General features: G+C 43.5%; 16 protein-coding genes and 1 other annotated feature. Of the genes, 3 read left to right on the forward strand and 13 right to left on the reverse strand.

Annotation, left to right across the window (positions count from 1 at the left end; all coding sequences use genetic code 11):
* Positions 1-36 precede the first annotated feature (36 nt).
* Positions 37-1,818 carry an aspartate--tRNA ligase gene (aspS, locus tag ACJA3J_RS14720; protein ID WP_406944449.1) on the reverse strand — a complete coding sequence of 594 codons (1,782 nt, stop codon included), beginning with the start codon at positions 1,816-1,818 and terminating at the stop codon, positions 37-39.
* Position 1,819: 1 nt separating this feature from the next.
* Positions 1,820-3,100 carry a histidine--tRNA ligase gene (gene hisS / locus ACJA3J_RS14725; protein WP_089652629.1) on the reverse strand — a complete coding sequence of 427 codons (1,281 nt, stop codon included), beginning with the start codon at positions 3,098-3,100 and terminating at the stop codon, positions 1,820-1,822.
* Positions 3,101-3,170: 70 nt separating this feature from the next.
* Positions 3,171-3,387: a binding site (T-box leader), on the reverse strand.
* A gap of 160 nt (positions 3,388-3,547) precedes the next feature.
* Here hisS and ACJA3J_RS14730 point away from each other — a divergent pair.
* Entirely contained in the window at positions 3,548-5,056 is a 1,509-nt protein-coding gene (locus ACJA3J_RS14730) for an SH3 domain-containing protein (protein WP_406944450.1), read from the forward strand.
* A gap of 71 nt (positions 5,057-5,127) precedes the next feature.
* Here ACJA3J_RS14730 and dtd read toward each other — a convergent pair whose 3' ends face one another.
* From dtd to ACJA3J_RS14765, 7 genes are all read right to left on the reverse strand, one after another.
* A complete protein-coding gene (dtd, locus tag ACJA3J_RS14735; RefSeq protein ID WP_115893518.1) occupies positions 5,128-5,574 on the reverse strand; it encodes a D-aminoacyl-tRNA deacylase in 447 nt (148 codons plus the stop codon).
* A 20-nt stretch (positions 5,575-5,594) separates the two neighbouring features.
* Complete coding sequence (locus tag ACJA3J_RS14740; RefSeq protein ID WP_089652632.1) at positions 5,595-7,799, reverse strand: bifunctional (p)ppGpp synthetase/guanosine-3',5'-bis(diphosphate) 3'-pyrophosphohydrolase; 2,205 nt, start codon at positions 7,797-7,799, stop codon at positions 5,595-5,597.
* 137 nt (positions 7,800-7,936) lie between these two features.
* Entirely contained in the window at positions 7,937-8,449 is a 513-nt protein-coding gene (locus tag ACJA3J_RS14745; RefSeq protein WP_035509302.1) for an adenine phosphoribosyltransferase, read from the reverse strand.
* Positions 8,439-10,766 (reverse strand): single-stranded-DNA-specific exonuclease RecJ, encoded by a 2,328-nt coding sequence (gene recJ, locus ACJA3J_RS14750; protein WP_406944451.1) that lies wholly within the window; start codon positions 10,764-10,766, stop codon positions 8,439-8,441. The genes ACJA3J_RS14745 and recJ overlap by 11 nt, the downstream gene beginning before the upstream one ends.
* 56 nt (positions 10,767-10,822) lie before the next feature.
* Positions 10,823-11,155, reverse strand: coding sequence for a lipopolysaccharide assembly LapA domain-containing protein (locus ACJA3J_RS14755; RefSeq protein WP_406946304.1), 333 nt, complete (start codon positions 11,153-11,155; stop codon positions 10,823-10,825).
* Between the two features lie 123 nt (positions 11,156-11,278).
* Positions 11,279-13,558: a protein translocase subunit SecDF gene (secDF, locus tag ACJA3J_RS14760; protein WP_089652635.1), complete on the reverse strand. Its 2,280-nt coding sequence runs from the start codon at positions 13,556-13,558 to the stop codon at positions 11,279-11,281.
* Positions 13,559-13,729: 171 nt separating this feature from the next.
* Positions 13,730-14,026 carry a post-transcriptional regulator gene (locus ACJA3J_RS14765; protein ID WP_406944452.1) on the reverse strand — a complete coding sequence of 99 codons (297 nt, stop codon included), beginning with the start codon at positions 14,024-14,026 and terminating at the stop codon, positions 13,730-13,732.
* A 113-nt stretch (positions 14,027-14,139) separates the two neighbouring features.
* On the opposite strand from ACJA3J_RS14765, the gene spoVB reads away from it, so the two are divergent.
* The gene (spoVB, locus tag ACJA3J_RS14770; RefSeq protein WP_406944453.1) at positions 14,140-15,696 is read left to right on the forward strand and encodes a stage V sporulation protein B; all 1,557 of its coding nucleotides are present in this window, start codon (positions 14,140-14,142) and stop codon (positions 15,694-15,696) included.
* Positions 15,697-16,499: 803 nt separating this feature from the next.
* Here the strand turns inward: spoVB and ACJA3J_RS14775 are convergent.
* Together ACJA3J_RS14775 and ACJA3J_RS14780 are read right to left on the reverse strand one after the other, a co-directional pair.
* Positions 16,500-17,192 (reverse strand): DUF421 domain-containing protein, encoded by a 693-nt coding sequence (locus tag ACJA3J_RS14775; protein WP_089652638.1) that lies wholly within the window; start codon positions 17,190-17,192, stop codon positions 16,500-16,502.
* Positions 17,193-17,212: 20 nt separating this feature from the next.
* Entirely contained in the window at positions 17,213-18,499 is a 1,287-nt protein-coding gene (locus ACJA3J_RS14780; protein ID WP_089652639.1) for an ArsB/NhaD family transporter, read from the reverse strand.
* Positions 18,500-18,624: 125 nt separating this feature from the next.
* On the opposite strand from ACJA3J_RS14780, the gene ACJA3J_RS14785 reads away from it, so the two are divergent.
* Positions 18,625-19,008, forward strand: coding sequence for a TIGR04086 family membrane protein (locus tag ACJA3J_RS14785; protein WP_089652640.1), 384 nt, complete (start codon positions 18,625-18,627; stop codon positions 19,006-19,008).
* A gap of 48 nt (positions 19,009-19,056) precedes the next feature.
* On the opposite strand, the gene yajC is transcribed toward ACJA3J_RS14785, so the two are convergent.
* Together yajC and tgt are read right to left on the reverse strand one after the other, a co-directional pair.
* Positions 19,057-19,314 carry a preprotein translocase subunit YajC gene (yajC, locus tag ACJA3J_RS14790; RefSeq protein ID WP_089652641.1) on the reverse strand — a complete coding sequence of 86 codons (258 nt, stop codon included), beginning with the start codon at positions 19,312-19,314 and terminating at the stop codon, positions 19,057-19,059.
* Positions 19,315-19,329: 15 nt separating this feature from the next.
* On the reverse strand, positions 19,330-20,469 hold the full coding sequence (gene tgt / locus ACJA3J_RS14795; RefSeq protein WP_115822548.1) for a tRNA guanosine(34) transglycosylase Tgt: 1,140 nt from the start codon (positions 20,467-20,469) through the stop codon (positions 19,330-19,332).
* Positions 20,470-20,488: the final 19 nt, after the last annotated feature.

The following is a 20,488-nucleotide window of genomic DNA, read 5'->3' on the forward strand; positions in this document are numbered from 1 at the left end:
TATAACCAAAACAGAATCAACAATTAACCAACACATTTATTCATCTGAGTCAGACTGACTAGATGGCTTCAACTGCAGGTGAAGTTCATCAAGCTGTGCTTCACTGACAGGTCCCGGAGCGTTTGTCATAGGGTCTTGGGCTGACGCCGTTTTCGGGAACAAGATGGTGTCACGCAAGTTGGTACGGCCGGCTAAAAGCATGACGAGCCTGTCCAGTCCAAAGGCAATCCCACCGTGTGGCGGCGTACCATATTCTAATGCTTCAAGAAGGAATCCAAATTGTTCATTCGCTTCTTCCTGGCTGAAACCAAGCACTTCGAACATCTCCTGCTGCATGCCTTTTTCAAAGATACGCAAGGAACCTCCACCAAGTTCATAACCATTAAGAACAATATCGTAGGCTTCTGCACGGACGTGTTTTGGATTTTTCTTCAGTTCATCCATACGTCCGCCCGCAGGCATCGTAAACGGGTGGTGCGCCGCATGATAACGGCCTTCATCTTCATCATACTCAAATAGTGGCCAGTCCGTAACCCAAAGGAAGTTGAACTTGGTCTCATCAATTAAGTCTAAGCGACGCGCAAGCTTTTGACGTAATGCTCCTAGACTGTCATGAACAACGGAGGTTTGATCCGCTACAAAGAGAAGAAGGTCCCCATCTTTTGCAGCCATCTTTTCTTTGATTGATGCCACCTCTTCTTCAGAGAAGAATTTCGCAATCGGTCCATTGAACTCCCCGTCTTTCACTTTCAACCATGCCAATCCTTTGGCTCCATAAACTTTTACATCTTCTGTCATTTTATCAATATCTTTTCGGGAAAACTCATCGGCTTTCCCTTCCACGTTAATGGCGCTTACTTGGCCGCCGGAAGCAACGGCTCCGCTAAAGACTTTAAAACCGGAGTTCTTTACATCTTCAGAAAGATTCACTAATTCAAGGCCGAAGCGGGTATCAGGCTTATCAGAACCGTACCGTTCCATCGCCTCATCATAAGGCATACGAAGGAACGGTGTTTCGATTTCCTGGCCTTTCACTTCTTTCATAACCCGCTTCATCATACGCTCTGTCATGGCCATGATATCTTCTGTCGTCATGAATGAAGTCTCAATATCGACTTGTGTGAATTCAGGCTGACGGTCAGCGCGCAAGTCTTCATCACGGAAACAGCGGACAATCTGGTAATACCTCTCGAACCCTGACATCATCAGCAGCTGTTTGAAAAGCTGAGGTGATTGAGGCAATGCATAGAATTCACCTTCATGAACCCGGCTCGGAACAAGGTAGTCACGCGCACCTTCTGGTGTGCTCTTCGTAAGCATCGGCGTTTCCATATCTAAAAATTCTTCCTCATTTAAGAAATTACGAATCGACTGGGTCGTTTGGTGACGCATTTTAAACGTCTCCTGCATTTCCTTTCTTCTCAAATCCAAGTAGCGGTATTTAAGACGAAGATCTTCGGATACCTCTGATTGATCTTCAATCATGAATGGTGGTGTCTTCGCTTTGTTAAGAATCGTCAATTCCTTTGCAGCTACTTCTATTTCCCCAGTGCCTAGGTTGCTATTGACGGTTTGAGCATCCCGTGCAACAACAGTCCCTTTAACTTCAAGGACATATTCGCTACGGACATTCTCAGCCTTCTCCAGAGCTTCACCGGAAGTCTCAGGATTGAAAACGACCTGTACTAAGCCTGAACGGTCTCTTAAATCGATGAAAATCAAACCACCTAGATCACGGCGTTTTTGTACCCATCCCTTAAGTGTGACCTCTTGTTCCAGATGTTCTCTGCGTAAAGATCCGCATTTTGTTCTTTCCATCTTATTTGCCTCCTGTCAGTTCTTTCTTCATATGTTCGATGATGCCATCAAGAGCCACCTCTTGTTGCTCGCCTGATGCCATGTTTTTAACATTAATGACCCCATTCTCAAGTTCCTGATCACCAAGGACAAGTACAAATTTACTGCCAAGACGATCAGCCGCTTTGAACTGGGCTTTCATCTTCTTCCCTAAGTAATCCTTGTCCACTTGAATGCCAGCACGGCGTAATTCATCCGTTAACTTTACAGCTGTACGATTCGCCTCATCGCCCAGGGAAACAAAGAATACATCTAACCCCTCATCCGTAGGGAGTTCAACATTTTCTGCTTCCAAAGCCATCAACAAGCGCTCAATACTCATGGCAAAACCGATTCCAGATGTTTCAGGACCACCCACTTCTTGAACTAAACCTGTATAACGACCCCCGCCACTCAGTGTCGTAATGGCTCCGAAACCTTCAGCTTCACTCATTATTTCAAAAGCGGTGTGATTGTAATAATCAAGCCCGCGGACAAGGTTTGGATCGACGACATAATCAATGTCCATCACATCCAAATACTGTTTCACTTGTTCAAAGTAACCTTTGGAATAATCATTCAAGTATTCAAGAATGGAAGGAGCTGTTTCCATTGCCGGATGTTCACGGTCTTTCTTACAATCCAGAACTCTAAGTGGATTTTGATCAAGCCGCACTTGACAATCCGCGCAAAGTTCCTCCCGGTGTGGATCAAAGTGACGCACCAAAGCTGCTCGGTGTGCCTCCCTGCTTTCTTGGTCGCCAAGGCTGTTCACGACTAGTTTCAAGGATCGCAGACCTAGTTCTCTGTAAGAGTTCAGCGCTAGGGAAAGCACTTCTGCATCAATAGCAGGATCATCACTGCCTAGGGCTTCGATACCAAACTGTACAAACTGCCTCATTCTTCCTTGTTGAGGTCGTTCATAGCGGAACATTGGACCCATGTAGAAGTATTTGGTCGGCTGGTTCGGTAAACCATAAACTTTATTCTGTACATAAGAACGAACGACAGAAGCTGTTCCCTCAGGTCTCAAGGTGATGCTTCTTCCTCCTCGATCTTCAAACGTGTACATTTCTTTTTGGACGATGTCTGTACTATCCCCGACACCTCGTTGGAAAAGCTCGGTATGTTCAAAAATCGGCGTTCTGATTTCTTTATAATGATAGCGACGGCATAGGTCTGCTAATTGTTCTTCTACATACTGCCATTTTTCAGATGTACCAGGCAGAATATCCTGCGTACCACGAGGGGCATTCATACTCATTTCTAACTCCTCCTAACGAAATAAACCATTTTTTACCACAAAAAATCCCGTCCCTTTTCCGCACTTGCGAAAAAGGGACGGGATTACCCGCGTTGCCACCCTGATTTGAGGCTTAAGAGCCTCCACTCAAAACAGTTAACGCCTGTGTACGTCTACACCTACTCTCATTTCGATGTAGAACCTAAGAAACGTCTTTCATCAGAATATAACGATCGAATGCTTTCAGCCTAAGGCATTCGTTCTCTGTCCGCATGGAATCTGACTACTTTTTTCCTCAATGGTTTTGTTCGAATCATTTTAGAATTGATTATAATCATATAATCTCCGTCAACCTTATGTCAAGTTTATGGCCACAAATTAATAAGATCAATCTTTTTCCTATGGAGAAGGATATTTGCTGTATTTGTCGAATAGTGAAAGGAGACTGTTGAGGAGGTGGAATATTTTTTGAAAAAAGGCATAATTTTCTTCATTTTTATTCTAGGAGTTCTTACCATTTTTGAAACTCCCCCCGTGTATGCAGACAAAGCGGTGATCCAGGTCGATCACTTGAATGTAAGAACAGGACCTGGAACGAATTACGACCGTATTGGCAAGGTACATACAGGGGAAACGTACACAATTTTAGAAGAGAAAGACAATTGGCTCAAAATTAATCGAAGCGGGAAAGACGGCTGGGTCGCCAAATGGCTGACAAAAGTAAAAGCTGAGCAAGCCACAAACGACCGCCATTATTCCAAGTATGATTATCTAAGGATTCGATCCGCTCCGAATCTGGATGGGAAAATTAAAGGCTACTTGATGAAGGGCGATCTTGTAAAGCCAAAGAAGACGGACGGGAAATGGGTCTATGTACAAAAAGGAAATACGAGTGGCTGGGTGCATGGAGACTATCTGACGAAAGAAAATAGAGAAGCTCATGAACCTCAAAAAGACGAGAAAGCAGATGAGGACCAATCATCTACCGTCAAAGGAAAAGTGGAGGTAGGAACAGCCGTTCTAAATGTCAGAAGTGAATACTCGACGCGAGGTCGAATCCTTACAAAAATACGTAAAGGTGAAACTTATGCATACATAGCGAAGAAAGACCGCTGGTATCAAATTAAGTACAGCAGCGGAAAGACCGGGTGGGTAGCCGGTTGGCTTGTGAATGAAACTGACACCGATCAAACGAACACCCCTGCTTCAAAAAACACCTATGTATCTTTGAACTATAACGGAACGAATTTGAGATCAGGCCCATCTACCAATTACAAAATCGTTGGTCGTGGCCACAAAGGCGACCGATTTGAAGTCTTAAGCAAAGAAGGACAATGGTATAAGATCTCATATGACAATAAAACAGCTTACGTGGCTGGATGGATTGTAGAAGAGGTAAATAAAGAAAGTGTTGCCACACCAACGGCAACTTCAAACCCCCTTAAAGGGAAAACCATTATGATCGATGCAGGACACGGAGGACGCGACCCTGGGGCAGTTGGAAGAAGTGGAAGTTACGAAAAGACATTAACGCTGGATACGGCTTTTCTTCTTAAAAGCCAGCTGGAAAGCAAAGGAGCCAAAGTGCTGATGACCAGGACGAATGATCAGTACATCTCTCTTTCCATCCGTACGTTCCATTCAAACCGTTCCAATGCCGATGCTTTCATTAGTTTGCATTACAATGCGGCACCATTGAATGTTATTGCCAGAGGACTAAATAGTTACTATTACTCTTCTAAAGACAAAGCACTTGCAGCTTCTTTGCAGACATCCATGGTTGCTCATACAGGTCTGAGGGATCGGGGTACAAAAAAAGGTAACTTCCATGTCATCAGAGAAAACAATAAGCCCTCTGTTCTATTAGAACTTGGCTTCCTATCTGATGCAAGAGAAGAACAAACCGTCAATACCCGTTCTTATCAAATGAAAGCCAGTCAAGGAATCACCGAAGGTTTAATCAATCACTTCAACTAGTATGTAAGGTTCATTATAAATTTGACTGTGCCATACTAAAAAAGCTGTACTCGATATGAGTACAGCTTTTCTTATCGTTCTTTACTGTCGATGATTAATGTCACAGGACCTGAATTGGTCAGTTGAACGTCCATCATTGCACCAAATTGTCCCGTTTCCACTTTAACACCTTCATGTTCCACCATCTTATTAAAAGATTCATACAACTCTTCAGCTTGGTCCGGCTTCGCTGCCTGCATGAAGTTGGGGCGACGCCCTTTCCTGCAATCCCCGTATAAAGTGAATTGAGAAATTGAGAGCATCTGGCCGCCTAAATCAACCAATGAATGATTCATTTTTCCATCTTTATCTTCAAAAATCCGCAAGTATGGAATCTTTTTAGCTAAATACCGTGCATCTTCTTCTGTATCCTCATGAGTCACACCTAATAAAACGACAAGGCCCTGATCTATGGTACCTACGGCTTGTTCCTCAACGGTGACAGAGGCGTTTACAGCTCTTTGAATAACTGCTTTCATCGTAGATTCCCCTTTTACTTCTATTGCATGACACGACGAACCGTGTACACTTCCTGAATTTGTTTGATCCGCTCGACAATCTTCCGTAAATGGTTTGTATTCTGTATTAAAATGGTAATATGAATGGTCGCCATTTTATTGCGGTCTGACTTCCCTGAGACTGCGGTAATATTCGTTTTCGTTTCATTGACTGCTTGAAGGACTTCATTAAGCAGACCACGTCGATCATACCCCCAAATCTCAAGATCCACATGATACTGTTTGGAATCCGTGACTGAAGTCTCCCATTTAACAGGTAATAGACGTGTCTGCGCTTCTTCTGTATGCACGTTAGGACAGTCGCTTCTGTGGACAGATACTCCTCGTCCTTTTGTAATGTAACCGACAATCTCATCGCCAGGTACTGGGTTACAGCATTTGGATAGACGGACAAGAAGATTGTCCACCCCTTCCACTCGTACTCCTGAATCCTTTTTACCGGTTTTTGCCGGTGTTTTAATTTCAGTTGTATTCACATCAGCAAGTGTCTGCTCCAGGTCCTGTTCCTGCTGCTTCTTCTTCCTGATTTTCTCAGTTAACCGAGTAGCAATTTGAGCGGCTGTAATTCCCTGATATCCAACAGCAGCAAACATGTCTTCCTCGTTTGCGAAATTGAACTTTTCAGACACACGATTCAAGTTATCTGTCGTGTACACATCTTTCGGTTGAATACCGAAATTGCGAATTTCGCGCTCGACAAGTTCTTTCCCTTTAGAAATATTCTCATCTTTTTGCTGTTTCTTGAAAAATTGTTTGATCTTATTTTTCGCCTGTGATGTCTGAGCAAGCTTTATCCAGTCTTTGGAAGGTCCGTACGCATGCTTAGACGTCATGATATCAACAATGTCCCCGGTTTTCAATTCATAATCCAGAGGTTCCATCTTGCCATTCACTTTTGCACCAATCGTTTGATTTCCAACTTCCGTATGAATTCGGTAGGCAAAATCTACGGGTACGGATCCAGATGGAAGTTCAATCACGTCTCCTTTTGGTGTGAAGACATAGACCATGTCTGAAAATAAATCCACTTTAAGAGATTCCATGAACTCTTCGGCATCATGTGTTTCACTTTGCCATTCTAGAATTTCACGGAACCATGTAAGCTTCTCTTCAAACGATTGTTCAGCTGACGTCTGCTTTCCTTCTTTATAAGCCCAGTGAGCAGCGATTCCATATTCAGCAATTTCATGCATTTCGTGTGTACGGATCTGGACCTCAAGAGGATCTCCTTTTGGTCCGATTACGGTCGTATGCAGAGATTGATATAGATTAGGCTTCGGCATGGCTATATAATCTTTAAAGCGACCCGGCATCGGTTTCCAACACGTGTGTATGATGCCGAGTACGGCATAACAATCTTTGATGCTGTTAACTGTAATTCTAACGGCTAACAAGTCATAAATTTCGTTGAACTGTTTATTCTGAAGAACCATCTTCCGGTAGATACTGTAAAGATGTTTCGGACGCCCAAATAAATCCGCATCAATGTTGACTTCCTTTAATTGAGCTCGGATTTCATCAATGACTTCCTCGATATAATGCTCCCGTTCATTCCTTTTCTGCTTCATCAAATGAACAATCCTGTAGTATTGCTGAGGATTCAAATACCGAAGGGCCGTATCTTCAAGCTCCCATTTGATCGTAGAAATACCAAGTCGATGTGCCAGAGGTGCAAAAATCTCAAGCGTTTCATTTGAAATCCGACGTTGCTTTTCAGCTGGAAGATGCTTCAAAGTGCGCATATTGTGAAGCCTGTCCGCAAGCTTAATTAAAATGACGCGCATATCTTTCGCCATAGCGACAAACATTTTCCGGTGGTTTTCGGCCTGCTGAGCTTCTTTGGATTTATACTTGATTTTACCTAATTTCGTTACGCCATCAACCAGCATCGAAACTTCTTCATTGAAGGCTTCTTCAATTTCTTTTAGGGACACATCTGTATCCTCTACGACATCATGAAGGAAACCGCCTGCGATCGTTTCCGGATCCATCTCTAAGTTCACAAGAATACCTGCTACTTGAATGGGATGGATGATGTAAGGCTCTCCTGACTTTCGGAACTGGTTGCTATGCGCCTTTTCAGCAAATTCATAAGCACGACGAATAAACGCCAGATCTGACTCATTCAAATACTGACTCGCTTGTTCTATGACTTCTTCCGCAGTTAGAACTGTATCTTTCGCCATTCAATCACCCTAGTTTCTTTAGAACTTTCAAAGTATATTTGATTAACATTATCAAAAAAAGGACTCTTCTTGTAAAGGGAAAAGCCCAATCATCAATTGTAAAACAAAGAGCGCCCCTGAAAAGGGCACTCTTTCCATTAATATTGCATTAAAGTAAGGACGTCATGTCCATCCAATTTGCTGCGGCCATCTAAGTATGTGAGTTCAATCAAGAACGCACATCCAGCTACTTCTCCGCCCAACTGCTCGACAAGATCGATGGTAGCTTCGATTGTACCACCAGTGGCAAGAAGGTCATCGATAATCAACACTCGTTGACCAGGCTTAATCGCGTCTTTATGAATCGTCAATACATCTTTTCCGTATTCCAGGCCATAATCCACTTTAATCGTCTCGCGTGGAAGCTTTCCTTCTTTACGAACAGGTGCAAAGCCGATTTCCAACGCATAAGAGACTGGGCATCCGACAATGAATCCGCGTGCCTCCGGTCCTACTACGATATCGATTTCTTTATCTTTTGCGTATTCTACAATTTCATCAACCGCTGCTTTGAATGCCGGCCCATTGTCCATCAATGGTGTGATGTCCTTAAATTGGACACCTTCTTTCGGCCAATCTTCAACGATCGCAATATGCTCTTTATAATCCATTCGTTACTTCCTCCTTGACTTGCTTAGAACGCTGGTTCATATATTGGTCAAACCAACTCTTCAATTCTTTATATGTGGAATAATACAAGGTACGTTCAATTTGCAGCTGTTCTTCCCGTTGAAGATAAAGCGAAGATTCCCGCAAATCTTTTTGAGAAGGTTCGGATTCCGCTGTAATAATCCCGTCTTTTATTCTAACAAAGTCGAGTTCAAAAAACACCTCAGAAATAAATTCCACCATGGACTTGTCCCATCCTTTACGATTGGCAAGTAAATCGGCTTCTTCGTGAAGGTTGAACCGACCACGCTTCAATAGCATACCATAAAACCATTTGAAGTGGTCTCTTGAAGGCCATGTTTTTAGAAAAGTACTTTCCTGTATATGATAACAGGCAAAAACTTTACGAGTTTCAAGTTTAGATAAAAGCTCGGTCATGTCCGACATGCGTTCAGGTAAATCGATGAGCAGAAGGCCATCAAATGATTCCCCATGATCCAATGTATCCGCCTGAATAACAGGAACATCACAAGGCGCTTGTTCTGCTCCTTGGAAGCTGACCGCTGCGAACGTTTGGTTCGGTGGAATGATCAAATTTTTCTCTATATGCTTGGAACCTCTGTGATCAAATAACTGCCATTCTTTCACACTGAGATCTTTAATCATCACTTGTAGGTTTTTTCTGCCGTTCCATTCATTGATTCCAAGTTCTCCTACAACGTCCAGTGGAGCTTGGGGGGATATTTGTTGATAGAGATCTCCCAACCCAAATGCAATCCCGTCCACTCGAGACTGTTGACTCTGAAACTGAAATTTCAAATGATTTTTTTTACTGCCAATTAACCGTACTTCTTTCGGGGTATGCTTGAGATGAAACAAAGGCTTTGGATTTCCCATTCCAAAGGGACGGAGCTGGTTGACTTCTTCGATCTGCTTCAGCGATATATCTTCCAACTCAACTGTCGTTTCAATATCAAGGACTTGTTGATAATCGTCATCCGATAGCTTTTCCTCAGCTAAAGAAATTAAATCGCTTCGTAAATCATCGATTTGGTCCAGGGCAAGTGTCATACCCGCAGCTTGAGCATGCCCACCGAAGTGTATGAATCGATGGCGAATTTCCATACAGTTCGCGAATAAATCGAAAGCATCAATACTTCGTGCTGAACCTTTGGCTTCCCCTTTTTCTTCATCAATGGCCAAGACAATCGCCGGACGGTCAAATTGACGGACGAGTTTGGATGCGACGATTCCAAGCACGCCTGGGTTCCATCCCTCTTTAGCAACCACAATCACATTCTCAGCTTCTCCATTTTCAACGGAAACCATTTCTTCGGCTTCCTTTGCGATAGCAGCAACGATCTTCTGCCTTTCCTGGTTCAACTGGTTAATGAAGGCTGCAATCTGTTCAGCTTCTTCCCGATCCTCTGAAAGCAATAAGTCTACCGCAGGAGTTGCATCTTGCAGTCGCCCTACAGCATTGAGTCGAGGTCCAATTGTAAAACCGATCGTCTCTTCATTCATATCCCCCTCAATGCTGCACACTTTCCTCAACGCCTGGATTCCAGGGCGGTTCGAGTGGGAGATCGCCTGCAGACCAACCGAAGCAAGCACCCTGTTTTCACCTTTCAAAGGGACAAGGTCGGCAATGGTACCAATCACGACAAGGTCAAGAAACTCTTTTGGAAACCGGCCTAAGAGAGCATGAGCGAATTTGAAAGCCACACCGACACCAGCTAATTCTTGGAATGGATAATCAGCTGAGGTCTTCGGGTGGATGATGGCATAGGCATCAGGAAGAACCTCCTGGACTTCGTGGTGGTCTGTAATAATCAAATCGATACCCAAATCTTTCGCGAAAGTTGCTTCTTCCATAGCGGCAATACCTGTATCTACCGTTATGATCAGAGCATAACCGGAATCAAAGGCAAATTGGAAAGCTTCTTTATTGGGTCCGTATCCTTCCGTGAAGCGGTTCGGAATATAGAAGTCACAGTCCGCCCCTGCTTTTCTGAGCGCTTCCACCATCACGGACGTAGAAGTCACTCCGTCTGCATCATAATCACCAAACACAAGAATAGACTGATCGGATGCGATGGCTTCTTTCACACGAGCCACGGCACGATCCATTCCCTCCATGAGCATCGGATCATGAAGCTGATCAATCGAAGGCTTTAAAAACCGGTCAGCCGTTTCCGCATCATAAATCCCTCTCTTTTCCAAAAGCTGCTGGGTAAGCGGAGTAACCCCTGGAAGGCCAACGGAACTTTCTTCCGGATTTCTATATGTAAATTTCCATTTCATCTTACTTTGTATCATATGTTCACCCCTGACCCATCTATTATACAAGAGCGGACCAGGGGGAGCAAACGCAATTATGTGACTTTTGATGAAGAACTTTCCTCTTCAGATGCTGCTTCTTTTTCATCAGAAACGTTCCTATCTTTATCCGTGTCGTGTTCAGGAGAGGCAGCAGCCGCTGACTTTAATCGGCTGTTTTCTCTTTTCAACTTGTAATAACGCAAAGCCCCGACGGATGCTGTGGCTAACCCACCTAATAAAACAGATATAAGAATGACAAGAATTAGTGGTGCTTCACCTGTGCCAAACAGGTAGTTGACCTGAACCGGATCTACATTAATGACGGCAAAAACAGCAATCACTAACGCAAAAATGAAAGCCAATATAAGATAGCTTTGTCCTTTCATCACTTAAACACTCCTTCATAGATAAAGGTTTCTATATATTCATGATATACCCTGAAACAGACTGTAATAACCAAAGAAAACCACCCTCGTGGAGGATGGTCTCTTGTATGTGGCCCTCTTGTTTTACACTTGAGGTCCGTCTGTTCTTTTCTTTTTCACATAGTTGATCGGGTTATCTTTAATGTTGCGCCCACGCCATATGAGCCATAGTTGAGAAGCAATGAACAGGGACGAATACGTTCCTGCTAATAGTCCAATCACTAGAGCGAATGAAAAGTTCGTGATGGATGACGCTCCGAAGAATAACAGCATGGCAGCCGCAAAAATTACAGTAATGACCGTGTTGAAACTACGGGCGAGCGTTTGCATCAAACTGTCATTTACAACTTTAGCAAGCTCTTTGAAAGATTTGACTTTCTTCTTCATCCTCAAGTTTTCTCGTATTCGGTCGAACGTGACAATTGTATCGTTCACCGAGTAACCAACAATAGTAAGAATAGCTGCGATGATCGTAATGTCAAACTCCAACCTTGTTAAACTGAAGAACGCAACGATAAAGAAGGCATCATGCAGCAAGGCGATAATGGCTGTCAAAGCAAAGAAAATTTCAAAACGAATCGTCACGTAGATGATGATTCCAATCGATGCATATAAAACAGCCAGGGCCGCATTTTTAGCAAGCTCTTGCCCAACGATCGGTGATACGGTACTGACGTTAGGCGTATTGCCGAATTCTTCTTCATAATAGCTTTGAATTTCACCTATTTTACCTTTACTCAGTTCATCATCGAAACGAGCGACGGCAATCTCACTGTTGTCCCCGGATATGATGACCTGTTTCGGATTGACATCAAATTCTTCCTGCATCGTTTGTTCCACTTGTTCTGATGTTATGTTCCCATCAGACAAAATCGAAACTCTAGAACCACTTGTAAAGTCGATCCCTAAGTTCAAGCGGAAGAAAGCAAGGGCTAAAATCCCCGCCAAAACGAGGACGATGGAAATTGTGAAGAATCGTTTCCGAAGCCCTACAAAGTCGAATTTACGCTTCATAAAGGTGGCTTCTACTTCATCACCTTCAGCAATATCATGTATATCCTCTGGTTTCACACCAAACCACTTTGGTTTCTTGTTCAAGAAGCGGCTCTTCACCCATAAACTCATGAATAAACGCGTGCCATATACAGCTGTTATGAAACTGACGAGAATACTAACAATCAACATCGTTGCAAAACCTTTGACAGAACTCGTTCCGAATATGAAGAGGACGGTCGCAGCAATCAATGTTGTAATGTTCGCATCAAGAATGGTAGCTAAAGAGCGTTTGTTACCCGCCTTATAGGCTGACAGTAGTGACTTCCCTGATTTGAGCTCTTCCTTAATCCGTTCATAAGTAATGATATTGGCATCGACCGCCATACCAACACCGAGAATCAAGGCAGCAATACCTGGTAAGGTCAAAACTCCATTCATCCACTCAAATACAACGAGAATTAAGTAGACATACACACTCAGAGTGAGGGTGGCAATAATTCCTGGGAAGCGATAATATGCAATCATGAACAAGAAAATCGCCGCAATACCGATGAAGCCTGCCAGTATTGTTTTGTTCATGGCCTGTTCACCGAATTGAGCACCGACAGATGTCGAGTACGTTTCTTCAAGGTTTACCGGTAATGATCCTGCATTCAGGATGTCTGCCAATTGTTTGGCGGATTCCTGTGTGAAATCTCCACTGATCATGACTGAATTACTTCTTACCGGCCCATCTGAAAATCCTGGTGCTGAAATGTAAGCTGGATCTTCTTTGCCCCACTCTTCTGCAAAGGAAGTCTCTTCATTATAATCCAGCCATATCACTAAAAGATTATCCGGGTAGGGCGTATTTGGATCGTTTGGAGTATTATAGATTTCCTCTGAAACATCATAAAATTTTGAAGCACTTTTAACCTTCAACGTAACGATTGGTTCGTTCGTATCCGGATGATAAGACTGTTGAGCACTTCCTTCAACCAAATCTGAACCATCCATATACAACTTTCCATCCGTGCCTCGGAAAGAAAGTTCAGCGGTTGTCGAAAGCAGCTCCCTGGCTGTTTGTTGATCTTCCACACCAGCGAGTTGTACTCGAATTCTTCCGCCATCTTCAATCGTGATGTTCGTTTCACTTATACCAAGTGTATCCACACGTTCCGTCAATGAACGTGCCGTAGCTTCGAGAACCTGTTCATTAACTTCCTGATCCTCATCTAATGGCTCGACATCATATAAGATTTCAAAGCCACCTTGCAAATCCAAGCCTAACTTAATATCTTTTGTAACTCCTGTTATGGTCGTCCCTATCGTAGCAGCAAGTAATAAAACTACGATAAAAAAGGCGACGATCCGCCCTCGTTTCACCATACTGTCCTTTTCCTCCTTTATGTACGAACACATGCGATGATCCATCGACTCTATGTATAAATGCTAATAGACAATATTTGATAATCCCCGTACCTATTCTACTACTTTTTCAAACTTTCGCAACAATAGGAAAAACTTTACGCTGATCACCGCACAGAGATTTTGCTTTATTTATTCATATTCCGAAGTTCCCTTCAGTGCTTCGATGGAAGCTAGCAGATCATCATTCTGATAGGCCTCTGTTGTCAGATAACTCGTATATGTATGGGTCTGTAAATGGAGGATATCCTGGACCACTTGGTACAGTCTCTTTTCAGGTTCGCCATTCCAAACTTTTTTTATCAAACAATCCCACACTTCTTCTTCGGTCGCACGTTTATAACCTAATAAGTGAAACTCCTCTACTTTGCTTTGCAAGACTATTTTCATTTCATTTCTCCAGCTTGTGACCACTTTTTTCTGATCCATTAGGTTACTCCTCACTCTAAGGTTTTCGTAAACGGGTGTCATGCCTTGTCCATACTTACGCATATAATTCATTGTAGCGGAATTTCATTTCTTTGAGAAGGCGGATCAATCATATGTCAAAACAAACTTTTTTACATGGTGCACTGATTCTGGTTGCTGCTGGACTAATCACCCGTTTACTCGGTTTCATTAACAGGATCGTCGTTGCCCGCGTAATGGGCCCTGAGGGTGTGGGGCTCTATATGATGGCTTTACCTACTTTGATCTTAGCCATTACCATTACCCAGTTCGGTCTTCCCGTGGCCATTTCAAAGAGAGTGTCAGAAGCAGAAGCGACTCGGAACGAAAGTAAAATCAAGCGCATTCTATTAGTTTCTCTTGCGATTACAGGATCATTAAGCATTTTGTTTACGATCGGACTCTTTCTGTTAGCCCCCGTTGTAGCTACTTATTTTCTTACTGATTCAAGAGCTCTCTATCCATTGCTAGCCGTCACTCCCATTATCCCTATCATCGCTATATCATCTGTCATTCGAGGATATTTCCAGGGAAGACAAAATATGAAACCGCAGGCGCTCTCTCAAGTTATTGAACAAATTGTACGGATTGGTTCAGTGGTGGTTCTTACAAAAATGCTTTATCCCTACGGCGTTCAATATGCTGCCGCAGGAGCCATGGTTTCTGCTGTCATAGGTGAATTCGTTTCCTTAATGTACATGTTGAGACAATTCAATATCCACAAAAGCTTTAGGCTTCGGAAGTCCTGGAAAAAGCATATCCATGAGGGCAAGAAGACCCTAAACGAATTGATGACGATCGCTCTTCCAACGACAGGAAGCCGCTTTATCGGTTCCTTAACGTATTTCTTTGAGCCGATCCTTGTCGCACAAAGTTTGGCTATTGCAGGAATCACGGCTATAGAATCTACCAAACAATATGGTGAGCTCACAGGCTATGTGCTGCCTTTGCTATTTTTACCGACTTTTTTGACTCACGCGCTTTCTATTGCTCTTGTACCGTCGATCAGTGAAGCTGCAGCCCAAGGAAAGAATGAGACGATTGCTTACCGAATCATGCAGTCGATCCGATTATCCATTGCCTCTGGAGGACTGATCACTATCGTGTTCATGATCTTCCCAGCTGTCATCCTTACGACGGTGTATGGGACGAGCCAGGCTTCTTTCATGCTTCAGTTCATGGCACCATTCTTTCTACTTCATTATATCCAGACGCCTCTCCAAGCAACCTTGCAAGCTTTGGACCTTGCCCGTCCGGCCATGTGGAACACGTTGATTGGAGCCATCATTAAGTTTATTGTCCTTGTCGGGTTAAGCTCTCGTCCTGAATTCGGCATTCATGGAGTTGCCCTTGCTATCGTAGTCGGTGTCGTAGTTGTTACACTGCTGCATTTAGGTGTACTTATGAAATATAAAGTCATTTCCTTCCCTTTACAGATGTTCTTCCGATTCGGCCTCGTCATCGGCGTCATCGGTATGGTAGGATTTCAATGGAAACACAACTGGCTTCTAGAGAGCAAACCACTTTCGCAATTGTTGACGATGGGAATGGGACTTTCTGTTTTGTACATTGTGTTATTGTTCGTTTTTCGTTTAATCCGGATGGAAGAATTGAAAATGATCCCCTGGAACCGCCTGTTCCACAAAAAATAACCGCTTGAAGCGGTTATTTTTTTATCCTCTTTTTTATTTTTATAACCCCTTACTTCACTAAAGCTCCCTTTTCTGGAAGACTCAGTTTCGAGATAACCGGGGTTCGTTTGCTTTTTTTGAGCGTCAGGGGTGGCTGGGAAGCAACTCGCTTTCCTGTGGGGGAGTGGCGAGCTTCCTCGGGCTAATCGCCCTGCGGGATCTCGCCTATCTCCTTTCTCCCACGGGAGTCTCGCAGCTTCCCAACCACCCCATTCCATGTGGAACAGAAACGAACCTCTATGCCAAGATGAGGGGGCACACCACTCAGAAATAGGCATAGGGAGCTTTATATCAGGCTTTCGGGCTTTGAATGACTACTGTAGAGAGTATGATATTATCCATTTAGCTTAAGTACACAAGCCGCGTTTCCAGGAATAGTTTCGAGACACTTACATGGCAAAGGGACGAAGGGGAATGGCGAGACTCCTACCTTAAGTGTGCAGGCGCCTCGTTCAGCGGCGTATGGACTGGACTGAGCTGGCGGAGATAAAGGAAACACGAAGAACGGAGTGATTCGATGTTGACTTATCGTACAGAAGCGAGGGAAGTCTCACTAGCCGCTAGGCGCCGGAACCGGATATTGAAGAGGGAAAAAAGTGCATGGTGAGACCCCACAGGACGCAGTCCGAGGAGGCTCACCGCGCTCCCGCGGAAAGCGAGCTATTCACCGCAGCCCCCGCCCACTCAACAAAAGTCTCGAAAATGAATCTTCCATAATCCTGCCAGTTAGTTGAAGAACCCTATTCTTTCTTTGAAGAGAAGGATTACTTGAATTCGTTGTTTTGGTCGATCTGAACTTCACCCTGGTCATTAATGGTACATAAGGATATTTCTTGGAAGGATTGAAATCCTTGCTTTCGTACTTCATTTACGAGCCATTGTTTGTTTTTTCGAATCGTTTGCAGACCACTATATTGCACTTCACCATCAGCAATTAAAACAACAGCATAATCAGAGCTGCCGTCATCTTTCCTTTCAAATACCGAAAGCTTCCCTGATGGCTCCAGGATAGCGTAAGCGACATCTCCGACTTGTTGAATGCCATGTTCTCGCAATTGTAATAATAAATCGTTGAAATTATAACGCTGCCGCCTCATCTCTTTTTCATCTACTTTCCCATGTTTTATGATGATGGAGGGTTTTCCGTCGAACCAATTTCTAAACCGCTGATTTTTCAACGAAATCCATGCACTCCCGATTTGGATGGCAAGGAGGACAGCCATGGGGACGATGGCTTTCCAAATAGCCTCATCTGGATTTTCGATAAGAAAGACAGCAATTTCAGCGAGCATGATAAATACGACCAGATCCATCACACTAAGTTCACCAATTTCTCTTTTTCCCATGAAGCGGAAAACAAGAAGGATGATCAAATAGGTAATTAGTGTGCGAATGATAATGCTGAATACAAGCACTCCGAGCACAACCTTTCCTAAAGGTTTCCCTTTAGTTAACATCACCTATTTCTGCTGTTTTATTAGAGAAATGGAAGCAAATAGCGGAACCAAACGTAAATGGATGATACGATTAATGAAAGGATCAAAACCGGGAAGCCGTACAGTGAAAATTTAATAAAAGGAATAGGTTTATTATGGCTGGCTGCTAAGCCGGCGACTACCACATTGGCGGATGCTCCGACAAGGGTACCGTTTCCTCCAAGGCATGCCCCAAGAGCCAAAGACCACCAAACTGGATCGACGTTCATCATTCCATACCCTTGCAGCTCCTGCACAACAGGAATCATCGCAGCTACAAACGGAATATTATCGACCACACCTGAAAGAATCCCTGCACTCCATAGCATCACCATTGAAGTGACCGGCATATCTCCACCTGAGATCCACACCATTCCTCTTGCTAATTCATCGATCACTCCTACTGTTTCTAAACCTCCAACAAGCATAAACAATCCCATGAAGAAAAATAATGTCACCCATTCAACTTCCTGAAAAACATGTTCAACATCAAGCTCTTTTTCTGATAAAAACAGCAATAAAAGGGCTCCACTAACCGCAATGGTCGTTATATCCATGTGGATAAACGGATGCATCATAAAACCGATGATGGTAAGGAGCATGACGGAAATGGATTGAAAGAGTAAAGGAGACATTTTTAAATGTTCCTTTGCATCTACTCTCATTAAATCTTCAGCTAATGCGTGATCATACGTAAGTCCTTTTCGGAATAATAAGATGACGCTTATCGTCACCAGGACAAAAATAATCAATACCACTGGTCCTAGATGATAAAGGAATGATACAAAGCTGAAGTGGTCCACCGCTTGTCCGATCATAATGTTCGGAGGATCACCGATGAGCGTAGCGGTACCACCAATATTCGAGCTGAAAATCGTCATGATTAAATACGGAAACGCCGGAAGTTTCAGACGATCTACAAGGGTTAATAGCACAGGTACAAACAAGAGGACTGTCGTAACATTATCTAAAAAAGCAGATCCTACCGCTGTAAACAGCGCTGTTACAAGCAGAAGTGGAACAGGTCTCCCTTTAACAAGCTGCGCTAACCAAATCGCTAAAAAAGTGAAAATCCCTGTTTTTTTCGTGATAGACACCAACACCATCATAGAAAAAAGGAGGGCAACGGTTTCCCAGTCTATAAAACCAAAAGCTTGTTCCCACTCATAAATTTTTGTCATTAATAGAAGTACGCCACCTGCTACAGCTACCAGTGCACGGTTTAACTTCTCCGTCATAATCAGTACATAGCTAGCTACAAAAATAAGTATTGCAAGTACAGTTGACATAGATCTTCCCCTTTTTGGACGGACTTTACTAATACTTATTCAAGTCCATAGGAAAATATCTGCTTCTATCTATAGAGTTTTCATGCATATAGATAAAAGTGACAAGCATATCAAGGGGGGATGGGATGAAAAAGTTATTGTCAGGGGTCCTGGGGTATGGAGTCGGCTCAATTTTTATATTGATGATTGTGTTTGCTGGCGTGTTGGCAGTTTTACTAAGGTTTACTGGAATGGAATATGAGACACTCAATCAATTGGCTTTAGTCGCCGGCATTAGCATACTTGCCATTGGTGGCATGCTTGCTGCTTATAAGGGAGAACAAAAGGGATGGCTTTCTGGAGGGATGACCGGACTGATCTTCGTCAGTGCGATGATTTTATTTCAGGTCATTTTTGAAAACTCATGGGTGTCCCTGCCTCAGTTGAGCTATTTCGGAGGATTGGTCCTCGCGGCCTGGCTTGGAGGAATGATAGGGGTCAACCTGCCACGTAAAACGGTGAAGAGATGACTGTACGTAAAATCCCGCTACAAGGATATGTAGCGGGATTGCATTTGATTAGCTCAATTTTTCACGTACGGACGAACGATCGAATTTCAGTTGAGTACCATCTTGTACAGAAATCACAAGAGTACCTTCATCAATCGCATGAATCGTTCCGTGAAGTCCTCCGATTGTTATAACTCTATCGCCCTTTTGGAGGTCCGACTGCATTTGTTGTACTTGCTTCTGTTTCTTTTGCTGCGGTCGAATCAATAGGAAATAGAAAATGACAAACATTAGAATAATTGGCAGTAAACCTACTAATGTATCCATTTATTTTCCCCCTTTCTAAAAGTTCTTTGCGTTTGGTTTGTTGAAACCATACATTTCAAAGAATTCTTCTCTAAAGTCACCGAGTCGATCTTCTCTAATGGCTTCACGCACTTGCCTCATTAAGTTTAACAGAAAATAAAGATTATGATAAGTCGTAAGTCTGAAACCGAATGTTTCGTTAGCTTTGACTAAATGGCGGATATAAGCACGGCTGTAATTTCTACATGTGTGGCAATCACAATTCTCGTCAATCGGACGGAAATCACGTGCATATTTCGCATTTCTCACTACAAGTCTTCCCTCTGAAGTCATCAGAGTTCCGTTTCTTGCAATTCGTGTTGGGAGTACACAGTCAAACATATCAATGCCACGAATACTGCCGTCTATTAAAGAATCCGGTGAGCCGACGCCCATCAGATAACGAGGCTTTTGATCCGGCATCAGAGGCGTTGTGAATTCAAGAACACGATTCATGACGTCCTTCGGTTCACCAACAGAAAGCCCCCCGATTGCATAACCTGGAAAGTCCATAGATGTCAGGTCACGAGCACTCTGACGACGTAAATCTTCATACTCTCCGCCCTGAATGATTCCGAATAAACCCTGGTCATGCGGACGTTGGTGTGCTTCCAAGCATCGTTCAGCCCAGCGGCTCGTACGCTCTACCGAATCTTTCATGTACTTATGCTCGGCTGGATATGGTGGACATTCATCAAAAGCCATCATAATATCTGGTCCAAGGGAGTTTTGGATGTGCATTGCTTTTTCTGGAGATAAGAAAAGCTTCTCCCCACTAATATGATTCCGGAAATGGACACCCTCTTCTTCAATTTTTCTAAGGTCACTCAAACTGAAGACTTGGAAGCCTCCGGAATCCGTTAGAATGGACCCGTTCCAGTTCATGAACTTGTGAAGACCGCCCGCCTCTTCAATGATGTCTTCTCCTGGACGGAGCCACAAGTGGTACGTATTCGAGAGAATGATTTGTGCGCCCATCCGCTCCAATTCTTCCGGACTCATTGTCTTAACGGTTGCTAGTGTACCGACAGGCATAAACATCGGTGTTTCGAAAGATCCGTGTGGCGTATGGACCTTACCTAAACGTGCGCCTGTCTGCTTACATGTTTTAATCAATTCATATGTGATTGCCATGATTTCTACCCTTTCTCACTCT

It is taken from the genome of Halobacillus sp. SY10, from assembly GCF_045401165.1.
Classification (GTDB): Bacteria; Bacillota; Bacilli; order Bacillales; family Halobacillaceae; genus Halobacillus; species Halobacillus aidingensis.